This is a genomic window from Amycolatopsis sp. NBRC 101858 (assembly GCF_030269325.1).
Taxonomy (GTDB): domain Bacteria; phylum Actinomycetota; class Actinomycetes; order Mycobacteriales; family Pseudonocardiaceae; genus Amycolatopsis; species Amycolatopsis ponsaeliensis.
In genome coordinates this window covers 1,981,961-1,996,018 of sequence record NZ_BSTD01000001.1, presented here as the reverse complement: position 1 = coordinate 1,996,018, position 14,058 = coordinate 1,981,961, and the positions used below count along the sequence as shown (strand labels likewise).

The window sequence follows — 14,058 nt, the reverse complement described above, 5'->3', positions numbered from 1 at the left end:
GCATGAGGCACGGCGGGTCGACCGCGGACCGGGCCGGCGGCGGGGGATTCCTCGCCCGGCTCGGTATTCGCGGCAAGCTGAACCTGCTGCTCCTGCCCCCGCTGGTCGCGGTGGTCCTGGTGTCGGTGCCGTTCGTGCTGACCCAGGCGAACAGCGCCGTGGCCGCGACGCAGTCGGCGACGGTGGCGCGGCACACCCAGCAGCTCGGCGGCCTGGTCTGGCAGCTGCAGCGCGAGCGGCTGCTCACCGGCGCGTACGTCGCGACGCCGTCGATGCCGGCCGACCAGATGCTGCAGCAGCAGAAGACGGTGAACGCGGCGGTCGAGAACGTCCGGTCGTCGCTGGGTGCCGACGCGCCGGACGAGCTTTCCGCGGCGCTGACCCGGATCGGCTCGCTGAACGAGGTGCGGCAGAACGCCGAGCGGCGCGGGGTCGCGCTCGACAGCGTCGCCCGCACCTACCACGCCGTGATCGGCGCGGTAATCGATTCACTGCGGCTCGTCCCGCAGCTCACCAGTGACGCCGAGGGCACGCGGGAGCTGACCGCACTCGAGGCGCTGCTGCGCGCGAACGAGGAGAACTCGTTGCGCGGCATGGCGTTGATCGTGACGGCGGTGTCGCCCGAAGCCGGCCGGTCGATCCTCGACGACGCGACCCAGCAGGCGCCGATCTTCACCGACCGGTTCGTCCAGCAGGCCGACGACGAGACCGACCGCGACCAGTCCGCCCTGGTCGTCAACGTCGAGCAGAGCGACGCGGGCCGCCGGATCGACGAGCTCGCCGCCCAGATCGGCAACCCGCGGGACCCGGCCGCGACGTCCCGGTACGTCACCGACGTGCTCACCGCGTCGGAAAGCCAAGCGGGACAACGGAAGCTGGTCCAGGAAAAGGTCACCGGCGAGATCGCCGACGCGGCGACCGGCCGGGCCGACGCCGGCACGCGGCTGGCGTGGCTGGTCGGCGTCGGCGCGGGCCTGCTGTTCCTCCTGGTCGCCTTCCTCGCCGTCGCGGTGTCCCGCTCGATCGCCCGGCCGCTGCGGCAGCTGACCACCGCGGCGACGTCGGTCGCCGACCTCGCCGGCACCGAGCTCGTCCGCGTGACCGACACCGAGGAAGCCGAGGAGCAGGTCCCGCGGCTGGCCACCATCGACGTCGTCTCGAGCGACGAGCTGGGCAAGCTCGCCGCCGCGTTCAACCGGGTCCAGACCACCGCGGCCGAGCTGGTCGAACGGCAGGCGCTCACCCGGCGCAACACCAGCTTGATGTTCGCGAACGTCGCCAAGCGCACGCAGAACCTCGTCGGCCGCCAGCTCGCGCTGATCGACGAGGTCGAGCGCAACGAGCAGGACACCCGGCTGCTGGCCAGCCTCTACCGGCTCGACCACCTCTCCACCCGCCTGCGCCGCAACGCCGACAACCTGCTCGTGGTGTCCGGCACCCGCGACGAGACGCGCATCGCCGGCCCGATCGAGCTGTCCACGGCGCTGCGGTCCGCGCTCGCCGAGATCGAGGACTACCAGCGCGTCCAGCTCGGTGTCGTCGCGGAGATCCTGCTGTCCTCGGCACTGGGTGCCGACCTCGTGCTCGTGTTCGCCGAGCTGCTGGAGAACGCGACGTCGTTCTCGCCGCCGGGCTCCACGGTCGAGGTGGACACGATGTTCCTCGCCGACGGCTCCTGCCTGGTGAACATCGTCGACCACGGCATCGGCATGACCGCGCAGAAGTTCGCCGAGGAGAACCAGCGGCTCGTCGAGCGCGAACGGCTCGAGCTGGCGCCGACCAGCGTGCTCGGCCTGTTCGTGGTCGGCCGCCTGGCGCGGCGCCACGACCTGGGCGTCGAACTGCTCGCGACGCCGACCACCGGTGGCGTGACTGCGCGGCTGACGATCCCGTCGGCGCTGTTCAGCCACCGCGCGGGAGTGCGCGTGAAGCCGGCGCCGGTGATCCCGGCGCAGGCCGTGCCCGAGGCGCGTCCCGCGGAAGCGGTCGCCGTCGCCGCCGCGGTGTCCACTTCGGACGAATCGCGGCCCGCCCAGCTGCCCTCGCCGGCGATCCCGGCGCTCCTGGGCTCCCGCAACGGCTTCCGCTGGTTCAACCAGCTGGAACCGGTGTGGCCGGACGCCGAGCCGGACGTCGCGGCCGAGCGGGCCCCCGAAAGCCGGGGCGGGCTCAAGCGGCGCGTCCGCGGTGCCCAGCTGCCGAGCCCGGGCACGACCGCGCCGGCGTCGCCGGAGCCGCGGCACGACCCGGAAGCGACCAAGGCCGCGATGGACGGGTTCCAGGACGCCTTCGCGCGGGCCGCCGAGGTCTCCGCGGGCTCCGCGGGCGACGGCGCGTCGTTGCCGGTCCGCGTGCCCGGGGACTCGGCGATGGCCGCCGAAGCTCCGGTGTCCGCGCCGCGGACCGTCGTCATGGAACCCGTGTCGCCCCCGGCGGGTGTCCCCGCCGCCCCACCGTCCCGGGACGGCCTGGTCCGCCGGGTCCCCGGGGCTCAGCTCGCCCCCGGCCTGCGTCAGCAAGCCGCCGCGGGCAGGCCGGCCGCACGGGCCGCCGTGGACCGCGGCAAGCGGGACCCGGCGGCCGAGCGGGCGGCGTTCGACTCGTTCGCCGCCGGCCTCGCCAAGGCGGACGAGATGACGGCAGACAGCCCGCCGCGAGGCGTGGTCGCCGGTCGTGTGATGGAACGAGGAGAAGAGAGCAGGAAATGAGCATCCCCGCAGCCGGCGTCAGCGTCGAAGCCCAGAACTTCAACTGGCTGGTGAGCCGCTTCGCGCAACACACCGCGGGCGCGATCGCCGCCATCGCGGTCTCGGCCGACGGCTTGCTGATCGCGGTGTCCTCGGAGCTCGAGCGCTCCAACGCCGACCGCCTGGCCGCGATCTCGTCCGCCATGCTCGGCCTCGCCCACGGCGTCTCCGAAAGCCACCCGCTCGGCTCGCCCGACAAGGTGATCATCGAGCTGCAGCACGGGTACCTGCTGGTCTGCACCATCAGCATCGGCTGCTCGCTGGGCGTCCTGGCCAACAAGCAGGCCAGCCTGGGCACGATCGCCTACGAGATGGCCATGTTCGCCAACCGCGCCACCGAAGTCCTGACGCCGGGCCTGATCGAGGAGCTCAAGAACACCGTAGGTTCGTGATGACCGAAGAACCTTCGCTCCTGCGGCCGTACCTGATGACCTCGGGGCGGGCCCAGCCGGTCGACCAGAGCCTCGAGATCGAGGCGCAGGTGATGACGTCCCGGCTCGGGGCGGCGTCGCACCCGAAGCTCACGTTCGAACGGCAGGAGATCGTCTCGCTCTGCCGGAGCACGGTGTCGGTCGCCGAGGTGGCCGCCCTGCTCGGCCTGCACATCGGCGTCGCCCGGGTGCTGGTGGCCGACCTCGCCGAGCAGGGCTACGTCGTCGTCCGGCGGCCGGCGAACCACAACTCGCACGACCTCGGCATGATCGAAAGGGTCATTCGTGGACTCGAAGCCATTCACTGAACCGGCGGCCCGCCCGCCGGCCCCGGTCAAGATCGTCATCGCGGGCGGCTTCGGCGTGGGCAAGACGACGGCGGTGTCGTCCATCTCGGAGATCAAGCCGCTGACCACCGAGGCGGCGATCACGTCGGTGGCGGCCAACGTGGACCGCACGGGCCACGTCCCGGCCAAGACCACGACGACGGTGGCCCTGGACTTCGGCTGCATCACGATCGACGACGAGGTGAAGCTGTACCTGTTCGGCACGCCCGGCCAGGACCGCTTCGGCTTCATGTGGCAGGACCTGGTCCACGGCGCCCTGGGCGCGCTGGTGATCGTGGACACCCGCCGCATGGACGACTGCTACCCGGCGGTCGACTACTTCGAGAACGCGGGCCTGCCGTTCGTGGTGGCGGTGAACATGTTCGACGGGACACTCGGGCACAACCTGGAGGACATCCGCTGGGCGCTGGCGGTGAGCGAGGACGTCCCGTTGATCACGTTCGACGCGCGGCAGAAGCTTTCGGTCCGGGACGCCCTGCTGGCGGTGTTGCACAACACGTTCAAGAAGGCCCGAGCCCAGGCGGGCGCGGGGGCTTGAAGGCCCGCTGGCCCACCGAGACTTCTCGGCGGCTACACTGATCCACGGACCCCGCGCGGCGTCCACCCTGTGAACCTCCCCAGGGCCGGAAGGCAGCAAGGATAAGCAGGCTCTGACGGGTGCGCGGGGTCCCCTTCTTTTCGGCTCCGGCTCTCGGGGCTTCGCCCCTTCGCCGGGCCTTCACTTCGTCCTTTTGCCCGGGGGCCGAGCCCCCGGACCCCCACGGTGCCTCTGGCGCCGGTCGGGTGGTCTGCCGCGACTTTCTCAGAACAGGCCCAGCACGTCTTCCGGCGGCTGTGGCGACGGCGGGTGGTCCTCGTCCGTGATCGGGGTCGCTCGGCCTGCCAGCTTTCGCAGCTCTGCGTCGTGTACGCACCTCGCCGGGAACGCCGCCGAGGCCGTTCGCTGCGCCAGTTTCGCCGTCGGGAGCTCGGCCGCCGAGGCCGCGAACACCAGGTTGCCGAAACGGCGGCCCTTCAGCACCGCCGGGTCCGCCAGCAGCAGGACCTCCGGGAACACCGACCGCAGCGTCGCCAGGAAGCGGCGGGCGAACGGGAGGCCCGCGCCGTCCGTGATGTTGGCCAGGTACGTCCCCGCCGGGCGGAGGATCGCCGCGATCGCCCGCGTCGCCTCCAGCGTGGCCAGGCCGCCGGCCAGGGTCGCCCGCTCGAACGCGTCGACCACCACCAGGTCCGCCGTGTCGTCGCGTCTCGTCGCCAGCCCGGCGCGGCCGTCCGTCACGCGGACGCGCAGGCCCGGCACCCGCAGCCCCAGCTGGGCGCGGACCAGCTCGACCAGCTCGCCGTCGGCGTCGAACACCAGCTGCCGCGACCCCGGGCGCTTCGCCGCGACGTAGCGCGGCAGCGTGCACGCCGCCCCGCCGATGTGCAGCGCGTCCAGCGGGCCCGGCGGCAGCTCGTCCACGACGTCGCCGAACCGGCGGACGTAGTCGAACTCCAGGGCGGCCGGGTCGTCGAGGTCGACGTGCGACTGGGCGACGCCGTCCACCGACACCAGCCAGGCGTTGCCGCGGTCGGCGTCGCGCAGCAGCTCCGCCGTCCCGAACCTGACCGGGTAGCGCCCGGGCACCGGACCGGGCTTTCGCGTGCGGCTCACGAAATCCGAGGTTATCGGAAACATTCCGACCGGCCCGGCGATAAGGGAACGGAACGATCATCGATCGAGGGGGTTTCCTTGCGTGCAAACGCAGTAATCGTCGCCGCGGCACTCGCCGCCGGGGTCTTCGCGACGCCCGCGACAGCGGACGTCCTGCCCGACCGGGCCCAGGCCGTGGGGTACCTGGAGACCGGCGGGCCCGGCGTCGCCAGAGCCGCCGAAGCGGCCTTGCTCGGCACACCGGCCGACCTGCAGGCATTCCTGGCGACCGGCCGCCAGCAGGCCCGGGACGACGACGACGACCGGGTCCTGGTCACCCAGACCCTGACGACCGGCGGCCCGGTCACCAAGCGCGCCGCCCAGCAGGCGCTCGACGGCACCATCGCGGACGTCCGCGCGTTCCTGGCCACCGGCCTGGCCCAGGCCCGGGTCGCCGACGACCGGATCGCCGTCGGGCAGGCCATGAGCACCGGTGGCCCGACCGTGAACGCCCGGGCCCAGAAGGCACTCGACGGCACGCCCGCCGACGTCCGGGCGTTCCTCGAAACCGGCCTGCAGCAAGCGCGCGACACCGACGACCGGATCACCACCGACCAGGCGCTGGCCGCCGGCGGTCCGGAGGTCCAGGCCGCCGCGCAGACCGCGCTCGACGGCACCCCGGCCGACGTCCGGTACTTCCTTTCCCTCTGGCGCCAGGTCGCCGCGAACGGGGACACCGAGCTCGCCGCGGTCCAAGGGCAGCTCGACGGTGCCAAGGCGGGCGCCGCCGCCAACCACCCCCTGATCGTGCGGCTCGCCGAGGAGCGGGCCCGCAAGATCGCGTCGGACGCGCGTCAGGCGAACACCGACCGGCTCGCCGCCCAGCAGGCCAAGGGACGGCAGGACGCCCAGGTGGCCGCCGGTGCCGAGGCCGCCGCGCAGCAGCAGGCCCGGGACGAGGCGGCCCGCGCGGCGCAGGCCAAGGCGGACAACGACAAGCTGCTCACCGACGCGGCCGACCCGGCGCTGACCGTGCCGAACGGCCGTCGCGCGTCGGTCTACCTGCTGCGCACCGGCGGCGCCGCCGTCAAGAACGCCGCCCGCGCCGCGCTGAGCGGCTCGGACGACGACGTCGTCACGTTCGTGCGCAGCGGTCTGGCCGTGGCGCAGGAGTCCGACGACCGCGCGGCCGTCGCGGCGATCGCGGCCGACCCCGCGGCCCGTCCCGGCCTGCGGCAGGCGGCGCGTGACGCGCTCGCCGGGCCGTACGCCGGGGTCGCCGCGCTGCTGCGCACGGGCGACTACCCGGGCCGCGACACCGATGACCGCGTCCAGGTCGCCCAGATCATGGCGGCCGGTGGCCCGGCGACGAAGTCGTGGGCGCAGCAGGCGCTCGACGGCAGCGTCGCGGACATCCGGGAGTTCCTCGCCCACGGTCAGCACGAGGCGCACCTGGTCGACCTGGACATCTACGTGACCCGGACGCTGTCCGACGGCCCCGAGGTCAACGCCGTCGCGCAGGCGGTGCTCGACGGCCCGCGGTCGGGCCTGCAGCCGTACCTGGACGGCGAACTGGGCAAGGCGCGGGCGCGTGACGCCTTCACCGCTGCGCACGTCGCCAAGGTGAACGCGCTCCTCGCGCAGCTGCCCTGACCGCACGGCGAAGGTTGTCGGACGTCCCCGGTACTCCATCCATGCCCCCACCACCGCCCTCAACGGAGACGCTTCGCGTCACGGTAGATTCAGGGGCGTGGCTCTCGCGCTGTACCGCAAGTACCGTCCGGCAACCTTCGCCGAGGTCGTCGGGCAGGAGCATGTGACCGAACCCCTCCGCACGGCGTTGTCCGCCGGGCGGATCAACCACGCCTACCTCTTCTCCGGCCCCCGCGGCTGCGGCAAGACGTCGAGCGCGCGCATCATGGCGCGCTCGCTGAACTGCGCCAAGGGGCCGACGCCGGACCCGTGCGGCGAGTGCAACTCGTGCAAGGCGCTCGCGCCCGAGGGGTCGGGCAGTGTCGACGTCACGGAGCTCGACGCCGCCAGCCACGGTGGCGTCGACGACGCCCGCGAGCTGCGCGACAAGGCGTTCTACGCGCCGGCCGAGTCGCGCTACCGCGTGTTCATCATCGACGAGGCGCACATGGTCACCACGCAGGGCTTCAACGCCCTGCTGAAGATCGTGGAAGAGCCGCCCGAGCACGTCATCTTCATCTTCGCGACGACCGAGCCGGACAAGGTGCTGACCACCATCCGCTCGCGGACGCACCACTACCCGTTCCGGCTGATCCCGCCGGGCGCGATGCGCACGCTCCTGGAGGGCAACGTCGCGGCCGAGGGCGTCGAGGTCGAGCCGGCGGTGTACCCGCTGGTCATCCGGGCCGGCGGTGGTTCCGCGCGGGACACGCAGTCGGTGCTCGACCAGCTGCTCGCCGGCGCGGGCCCGGACGGCGTTTCGTATTCGCGCGCGGTGGCGCTGCTGGGCGTCACGGACGTCGCGCTGATCGACGACATGGTGGACGCGCTCTCGACCGAGGACGCCGCGACGGTGTTCGGCACGGTCGAGAAGGTCACGGAGGCCGGGCACGACCCGCGCCGGTTCGCGACCGACCTGCTCGACCGGCTGCGTGACCTGGTGCTGCTGCGCGCGGTGCCGGACTCCGCGGGCGGGCTGGTGTCCGCGCCGGAGGAAGAGCTGTCGCGGATGGTCGCGCAGGCGGAGCGGATCGGCCTGGCGACGCTTTCGCGGTACGCGGACATCGTCCACAATGGACTCCTGGAGATGCGCGGGGCGACGTCGCCCCGGCTGGTGCTGGAGCTGTTGTGCGCGCGGATGCTGCTGCCGTCGGTGACGGAGGCGGAGAACGCGCTGCTGGCCCGCCTCGAGCGGCTCGAACGCCGCGCGACACTGTCGGGAGGCGGTGGCGCGCCGGCCGAGGGTGGCGTGGAGCCCCCGGTGCGGGCGGCGCCGGAGCGGGAGTTTTCCCGACCCTCGCAGCGGCCGGCCTCGGCCGGCCCGGCGCCGGTCGCGGCTCCGGAGCCCGAAGCGGCGAAAGCCGAGCCCGCCCCACGACCCGCGCCTGCGCCCGAACCCGTTCGGGCGGCGGAACCCGCGCCGGCGGCCAAGCCCGCGGACAGCGGCTGGGGGACGCCGCGAACCCCCGGCGGCGGCACGCCCGCTCCGGCGGCCGCAGCTTCGACCACCAGCGCCCCGCCGGCGGCCCCGGCAGCTCAGTCTTCGGATGGTGGTTGGGGAACCCCGCGCACCCCGGGTGGCGGCACGCCCGCCCCGGCGGCGGCCTCCCCGGCGCCGGCGGCTGCCCCTGCCGAAGCGCCCGCCGCGTCCGGGAGCCTGGATGCCGCCGCGATCCGGAACGTCTGGCCGCAGCTCATGACCGCTCTGCGCAAGTTCACCGGCGGCCGGAGCCTCGAAGCGATGCTCACGCAGGCCACCGTCGCGACCGTCGAGGGGAACGCCCTCACCCTCACCCACAAGTCCGAACCCCTGGCCCGCCGCCTGTCCGACCAGGACAACGCCCAGAAGATCGCCGGCGCGCTGGCGGACGTCGTCGGCGGGGAGTGGCGGGTCCGCTGCATCCACGGCAACGCCCCGGTCGCGCCCGCCGCGCGTGCGCAGCAGGCCGCGCCCGCGCCGGAACGGTCGTTCACCCGGCAGTCGGCGGCCCCGGCCGCCGCGCCCGCCGAAGCACCCGCCCGGCCCGCGCCGGCGCCCGCCGCACCCGCGCGGCCCCGGGTGACCACGGCCGAGCCGGACATCCCGCTGCCCCCGGAACCCGCCGACGAGGACGACGAGGACCTCTACAACGAGGACGCCAGCCCGGCCCCGCCGCCTCCTCCGCCCCCGCCGGACAAGGACCCGGACGAGCTGGCCCGCAAGCTGATCTCCGACCACCTCGGCGCCCGCCCGCTGGACTGAACCCGGACGGTCGGCTCGCGTACCCAGGGAGTCGGTTCGCGTACCCGGACGGTCGGCTCACGAACCGACCCTCCAGGTACGCGAGCCGACCGCTCAGGTACGCGAGCCGACCCTCCGGGTACGGCTTTCAGGAGGCCCAGGGGCCGATGCCCGTCACCCGGTCCGCCGTGATCCGCACGATCACCGCCGTCGGCGAACCCTGGTTGCCCAGCAGGTACTTCGGCACGCCGAGGTACCGCTGAGCCTGCCGGTCCATCAGCGCCGTGAACTCGTCGGCGATGTCCGGGCCCACGATCCGGGCCGTCCCCCGGACCAGCAGGTACTGCGGCAGCCCGCGCGCGTCGTGGCCGTCGTGGTCCTCGATCAGCACCGTTACGCGCGGGTCGGTGCGGATGTTGCGGACCTTGGGGCGCCGCCCCTCCATGCCCATCACGATCTCGTCGCCCTCGCGGCTGGCCCAGACCATCGAGGTCTGCGGCGAGCCGTCCGGGTTGATCGTCGTCAGCACCGCGTTGAACGGCCGCTCGAACAGCCGGTGAGAGCTTTCGGGAAGTTCCATGCTCCCGAGCCTAGGAACCCGACGGGTACCGCTCGGTACCTTGGTTCCCATGGGTGACTTCCCCGGCGACGTCTTCCTGGCCGACTGCCCGGCCCGGCTGGCGATCGAGATCATCGCCGACAAGTGGGCCGTCGTCGTGGTGTTCGCGCTCAGCCGCGGCCCGCGGCGCCACGGCGAGCTCGTCGACCTCATCGGCGGCATCTCCCGCAAGGTCCTCACGCAGACGCTGCGCAAGCTCCAGGGCTACGGCCTCGTCGACCGCCGCGCGTACGCCGAAGCGCCGCCGCGCGTCGAGTACTGCCTGACCACCCTCGGGCAGACGCTCGTCGAGCCCATCGGTGTCCTCACGAAGTGGGCGACGAGCCACGGCGAGGCCGTCCTCGAGGCTCAGGAAGCCAGGTAGGCCTCGATCGCCGCCGCGATGGCGGACGCGTACTGCTGGCGCCCCTCCGCGCTGGTCATCCGGGCCGCCTCCGTCGCGTTGCGCATGTTCCCGCACTCGACGAGCACCGACGGCCGCGTCGAAAGGTTGAGCCCGCCGAGGTCCGCGCGCGCCGAAAGGCCGTTGCCGCCGATGTAGTTCGACGTGCTGAAGCCGCCCGAGCGCATCGTGTCGCGGACGACCTGCGCCAGCCGCGTCGACGGCTCGCCCTGCGCGGCGTTCAGCGGCGGCGACGAGTACGCGACGTGGAAGCCGTTCGCGCCGGCCGCGGTCGAGCCGTCGGCGTGGATGGAGACGACGGCGTCGGCGTTCGCGTCGTTGCCGATCGCGGCCCGCTTGTCGACGCAGGGGCCGACGCCGGTGTCGTCCGGTCGCGTGTAGACGACGCGGATTCCCTTGCCCGCCAGCGCTTTCCCGACGCGCTGGGCGACGTCCCAGGTGAACGCGTGCTCGGGGTAGCCGGCGTTGGTGGCGGTGCCGGTCGTGTTGCACGGCTTCTTCTGGCCGCGCCCGGCCGGGACCTGCCGGTTGATCTCCGCCGGGTGCGAGCCGTTCCCGCCGTTGTGGCCGGGGTCGAGCACGACGACCTTCCCGGACGCGACCGGCGGCGCGGCGGCCGAGGACGGCGGCGTGGACGATGGAGACGGATCCGGCGTCACGGTCGTCGGTGTCGGCGTGACCGTCCGGGTCGTCACGGGAGCCGGTGCCGGTGCTGCCGGGGTGTCTTCTTCACAGCCGGTGAGCAGCAGGGCACCGGCCAGCAGCAGGGGGGCAATCGCGCGTCGCACGGCGACCACGGTGCCACAACCCGGCACCACCCGTGGCGCGACTACCCTGGTGGCGACACAGGCGTGCAGAGAGGACCGAGTGCGATCATGGTGCAACCCGGCGGCGGCTTCGACATTTCCCAGCTGATGCAGCAGGCGCAGCAGATGCAGCAGAAGCTCGTCGAGGCCCAAGAGGAGCTCGCCAACACCGAGGTCACCGGCACGGCCGGTGGCGGGCTGGTCACCGCGACCGTCTCCGGTGACAGCCAGCTCAAGAGCCTGCAGATCGACCCGAAGGTCGTCGACCCGGACGACGTCGAAACGCTGTCCGACCTGATCGTGGCGGCGGTCCGCGACGCGTCGGCGAGCGCGCAGAAGCTCACCGAGCAGAAGCTCGGCCCGCTGGCCGGCGGTCTCGGCGGCGGTGGCGGCATGCCGGACCTCGGCGCCCTCGGCTTCGGCGGCTGACGAACTTGTACGAAGGTGTCGTCCAGGACCTGATCGACGAGCTCGGGCGCCTGCCCGGGGTCGGGCCGAAGAGCGCCCAGCGGATCGCGTTCCACCTGCTGGCCACCGACCCGGCCGACATCGCGCGGCTGCAGGACGTGCTCGGCAAGGTCAAGGAGGGCGTGCAGTTCTGCGAGGTGTGCGGCAACGTCTCCGAGCAGCAGAAGTGCCGCATCTGCCGCGACGAGCGCCGCGACCTCACGGTCATCTGCGTGGTCGAGGAGCCGAAGGACGTCCTGGCGGTCGAGCGCACGCGCGAGTTCAAGGGCCGCTACCACGTCTTGGGCGGCGCGCTGGACCCGTTGTCGGGCATCGGGCCGGAGCAGCTGCGCATGCGCGAGCTGCTCAAGCGCATCGGCGAAGCGGACATCAGCGAGATCATCATCGCGACGGACCCCAACACGGAGGGCGAAGCGACGGCGACGTACCTGGTGCGGATGCTGAGGGACTTCCCGGGGCTGAGCGTGACGAGGCTGGCGTCGGGGCTCCCGATGGGCGGTGACCTGGAGTTCGCGGACGAGCTGACTCTCGGCCGCGCCCTCTCGGGCCGCCGTGTCCTTTGACGGGCTGCCGGTCGCGCCGGTCCGGACGCTGCTGTCCTTCGAGCGAGGGCACGTCGACATCCGGGAGTGCACCGAGCTGCCGCGGGTCCGGCACGGCGACGACCTGACCGGCGTGATCGAGCTGACCATCGGCCAGGTCGCCCTCCTGGGCCCGAGCTGGGAGTCGGAGATCGAGGGGCTGTGGGGTTCCGTTGCCGACCTCGTGGCCGGCTACCGGGCGAGTGGCCGCGCCGAGGTGAGCTTCCCCGACCAGCCCGCGGACATCACGCTCGAACCCGTGCCGCCGGGGCTCATCCGGATCACCGTGGCCGGTGGGCAGTACCGCGAGACCGCGGTCACCGGTGAGGAACGGCTGCTGTCCGCGCTCACGGCGGGCGGCGTCGAGTTCTTCGAGAAGTTCGCCGACCTGACCGGCCGGAACTTCGTCCCGGCCGTCCGGAAGCTCACGCGTCGAAGCGGCGCAGGTCGTACAGGTCCATCAGCCTGATCACCTTGTTCGCGTACTCCGGGTCGGTGGCGTACTTGCGCGCCACCGCCCGGATGAACGCGTCCGGGTCGTTTCGCACCGGCAGTGCCGCCGCGTAGTTCGACGACGTCGCCAACAGCCTTCCGTAATCGCGGAATGAGTCGAAAACCGAGGCGTACGAACGGAAAAACGCATCCACCGGGTGGCACGGCGACGGAATGCATTCCGTGGTCGGATAGCGCGCACACCGCACCGCGATCGGCCCCGGGCTCGTCGGCGTCACGCACTTGAAGCCGAAATAATTGAGCTCCGCCGTCGACAGCTTGCTGCGGCCCCAGTTCGACTCCAGGACCGACTGCGCCACCGTCACCGACGCCGGGATGTCGTACGCCGCGTGGATCTCGCGGGCGATCGGACCCGCCGCGGCGAGGTACGCCGACTGGTAGTCGGCCAGCGGTGAGACGGCCAGCAGCGCGGCCAGTCCGATGTGGATCATGGCCGAACGCTGCCCGATCGCTCACGGAACAGCGACCGGGGTCACTCCAACGAGCGCCTCAGCAGTAGCCGAGCTGCGCCAGCGTGTCGACGACGATCTCGGACGGGTGGTACTTGTCCATCCAGGACTCGCCACGCCGGTTCTGGTACGTGTCGAGGAAGTTCTGCAGCTTGTCGCCGCGCATTTCCGTCAGCACGACCGTCTCGCCGAGGTGCTGCGGCGTCTCCGTGCGCTCGCGGTGCACCGCGCACGGCAGGCCGAGGTAGTAGCACTCGGCCGAAAGACCACCCGAGTCGGTGACGACGTACTCGGCGCGCGCCACCAGCGGGAGGAACTTCAGGTAGCGCATCTTCGGCTGGACGATGAACTGGTCGTCGAAGATGTTCCCGATGCCCAGCGCGCGGATCTTCTCGCGCTCCGGCGCCCCGGCCATGTACAGGATCGGCATCGTGCGGCTCTGCTCGCGCAGGATCTCCAGCACCTCGCGGTACTTGTCCGGGCGCGAGACCAGCTCGAAGCGGTGCAGCGTGGCCAGGCCGAACTTCTCCGGCAGGTTCGGCACGTCCAGCGGCCCGTTGATGGCCAGGCGCATCGCGTCGATCGCCGTGTTCGCCTCGGTGTCGACCACCACACCGCGGGCGTTGCGGAGGTTGTTCACCTCACGCGCGCTCGGCGCGAAGTGGATGTCGACGATCTTCGCCGCGATCTTGCGGTTGAGCTCCTCGGGCAGCGGCGACAGGATGCTGCCCGACCGCGCGCCCGCCTCGACGTGCCCGACGCGGGACTTGAGGATCCGCTTCCCGATCAGCGAGCCGTACGGCGTGGTGAACGTGTCGCCGTGCACCAGCACCAGCGGGGGACGGCCGTCCTCGGTCAGCGCGGCGCGCAGCTCGTGCCGGCGGCTCCACGCGGTGCGCATGACCTGCGCGGCCCAGCCCGGCACCTGCGCCGGCGACTCGAGGTTGTGGGCCTTCTCCTCCGGCACCAGCCAGACGTCGGGCGCCGGCATGTCCAGGTCCGCGAGGACGTCCGCGACCTCGTCGACGTGCTGCGCGGTGAACCAGATCTTCGGCCGCATCCCGCGCTCGCGGATCCCGTGGTAGACGGGCGCGATCTTGATCAGTTCCGCGGTGGTGCCGAGAATGAAGGAAATCACCGTGAAGGCC

General features: G+C 72.5%; 15 protein-coding genes and 1 other RNA gene. 11 read left to right on the top strand and 5 right to left on the bottom strand.

Translation table 11 applies throughout. The features are described from left to right. The first annotated feature begins 2 nt into the window (after positions 1 to 2). From QSK39_RS09650 to ffs, 5 genes are all read left to right on the top strand, one after another. Positions 3 to 2,708 (top strand): sensor histidine kinase, encoded by a 2,706-nt coding sequence (locus QSK39_RS09650; RefSeq protein WP_285477266.1) that lies wholly within the window; start codon positions 3 to 5, stop codon positions 2,706 to 2,708. Beyond that, positions 2,705 to 3,139 carry a roadblock/LC7 domain-containing protein gene (locus QSK39_RS09645; protein WP_284747416.1) on the top strand — a complete coding sequence of 145 codons (435 nt, stop codon included), beginning with the start codon at positions 2,705 to 2,707 and terminating at the stop codon, positions 3,137 to 3,139. Before QSK39_RS09650 ends, QSK39_RS09645 begins: the two co-directional genes overlap by 4 nt. Continuing rightward, positions 3,139 to 3,486 carry a DUF742 domain-containing protein gene (locus QSK39_RS09640; protein ID WP_285477265.1) on the top strand — a complete coding sequence of 116 codons (348 nt, stop codon included), beginning with the start codon at positions 3,139 to 3,141 and terminating at the stop codon, positions 3,484 to 3,486. Before QSK39_RS09645 ends, QSK39_RS09640 begins: the two co-directional genes overlap by 1 nt. Further along, the gene (locus QSK39_RS09635) at positions 3,464 to 4,063 is read left to right on the top strand and encodes a GTP-binding protein (RefSeq protein WP_285477264.1); all 600 of its coding nucleotides are present in this window, start codon (positions 3,464 to 3,466) and stop codon (positions 4,061 to 4,063) included. The genes QSK39_RS09640 and QSK39_RS09635 overlap by 23 nt, the downstream gene beginning before the upstream one ends. Before the next feature lie 43 nt (positions 4,064 to 4,106). After that, positions 4,107 to 4,201, top strand: an RNA gene (gene ffs, locus QSK39_RS09630) — signal recognition particle sRNA small type. A 126-nt stretch (positions 4,202 to 4,327) separates the two neighbouring features. On the opposite strand, the gene QSK39_RS09625 is transcribed toward ffs, so the two are convergent. Beyond that, entirely contained in the window at positions 4,328 to 5,203 is an 876-nt protein-coding gene (locus QSK39_RS09625; RefSeq protein WP_285477263.1) for a spermidine synthase, read from the bottom strand. Between the two features lie 54 nt (positions 5,204 to 5,257). Between QSK39_RS09625 and QSK39_RS09620 the strand changes: the two genes are divergently transcribed. Beyond that, positions 5,258 to 6,811 carry an ALF repeat-containing protein gene (locus tag QSK39_RS09620; protein WP_285477262.1) on the top strand — a complete coding sequence of 518 codons (1,554 nt, stop codon included), beginning with the start codon at positions 5,258 to 5,260 and terminating at the stop codon, positions 6,809 to 6,811. Between the two features lie 97 nt (positions 6,812 to 6,908). Further along, entirely contained in the window at positions 6,909 to 9,092 is a 2,184-nt protein-coding gene (locus tag QSK39_RS09615) for a DNA polymerase III subunit gamma and tau (RefSeq protein ID WP_285477261.1), read from the top strand. Between the two features lie 127 nt (positions 9,093 to 9,219). On the opposite strand, the gene QSK39_RS09610 is transcribed toward QSK39_RS09615, so the two are convergent. Then, on the bottom strand, positions 9,220 to 9,651 hold the full coding sequence (locus tag QSK39_RS09610; protein WP_285477260.1) for a TIGR03618 family F420-dependent PPOX class oxidoreductase: 432 nt from the start codon (positions 9,649 to 9,651) through the stop codon (positions 9,220 to 9,222). A 49-nt stretch (positions 9,652 to 9,700) separates the two neighbouring features. Between QSK39_RS09610 and QSK39_RS09605 the strand changes: the two genes are divergently transcribed. Continuing rightward, positions 9,701 to 10,054, top strand: coding sequence for a winged helix-turn-helix transcriptional regulator (locus QSK39_RS09605; protein WP_285477259.1), 354 nt, complete (start codon positions 9,701 to 9,703; stop codon positions 10,052 to 10,054). Here the strand turns inward: QSK39_RS09605 and QSK39_RS09600 are convergent. After that, positions 10,039 to 10,890, bottom strand: a complete 852-nt coding sequence (locus QSK39_RS09600; protein WP_285477258.1) for an N-acetylmuramoyl-L-alanine amidase — start codon at positions 10,888 to 10,890, stop codon at positions 10,039 to 10,041. The genes QSK39_RS09605 and QSK39_RS09600 overlap by 16 nt on opposite strands. A gap of 78 nt (positions 10,891 to 10,968) precedes the next feature. Between QSK39_RS09600 and QSK39_RS09595 the strand changes: the two genes are divergently transcribed. The 3 genes from QSK39_RS09595 to QSK39_RS09585 are packed head-to-tail and all read left to right on the top strand — an operon-like array spanning position 10,969 to position 12,417. Continuing rightward, on the top strand, positions 10,969 to 11,328 hold the full coding sequence (locus QSK39_RS09595; RefSeq protein ID WP_155549341.1) for a YbaB/EbfC family nucleoid-associated protein: 360 nt from the start codon (positions 10,969 to 10,971) through the stop codon (positions 11,326 to 11,328). A gap of 5 nt (positions 11,329 to 11,333) precedes the next feature. Continuing rightward, positions 11,334 to 11,930 (top strand): recombination mediator RecR, encoded by a 597-nt coding sequence (recR, locus tag QSK39_RS09590; protein ID WP_285477257.1) that lies wholly within the window; start codon positions 11,334 to 11,336, stop codon positions 11,928 to 11,930. Continuing rightward, entirely contained in the window at positions 11,920 to 12,417 is a 498-nt protein-coding gene (locus QSK39_RS09585; protein ID WP_285477256.1) for a hypothetical protein, read from the top strand. The genes recR and QSK39_RS09585 overlap by 11 nt, the downstream gene beginning before the upstream one ends. Here the strand turns inward: QSK39_RS09585 and QSK39_RS09580 are convergent. Then, complete coding sequence (locus QSK39_RS09580; protein WP_285477255.1) at positions 12,374 to 12,892, bottom strand: glucosaminidase domain-containing protein; 519 nt, start codon at positions 12,890 to 12,892, stop codon at positions 12,374 to 12,376. The two genes, QSK39_RS09585 and QSK39_RS09580, sit on opposite strands and share 44 nt — an antisense overlap. Before the next feature lie 58 nt (positions 12,893 to 12,950). Beyond that, a complete protein-coding gene (locus tag QSK39_RS09575; RefSeq protein ID WP_285477254.1) occupies positions 12,951 to 14,048 on the bottom strand; it encodes a UDP-N-acetylglucosamine 2-epimerase in 1,098 nt (365 codons plus the stop codon). Between the last annotated feature and the right edge of the window lie 10 nt (positions 14,049 to 14,058).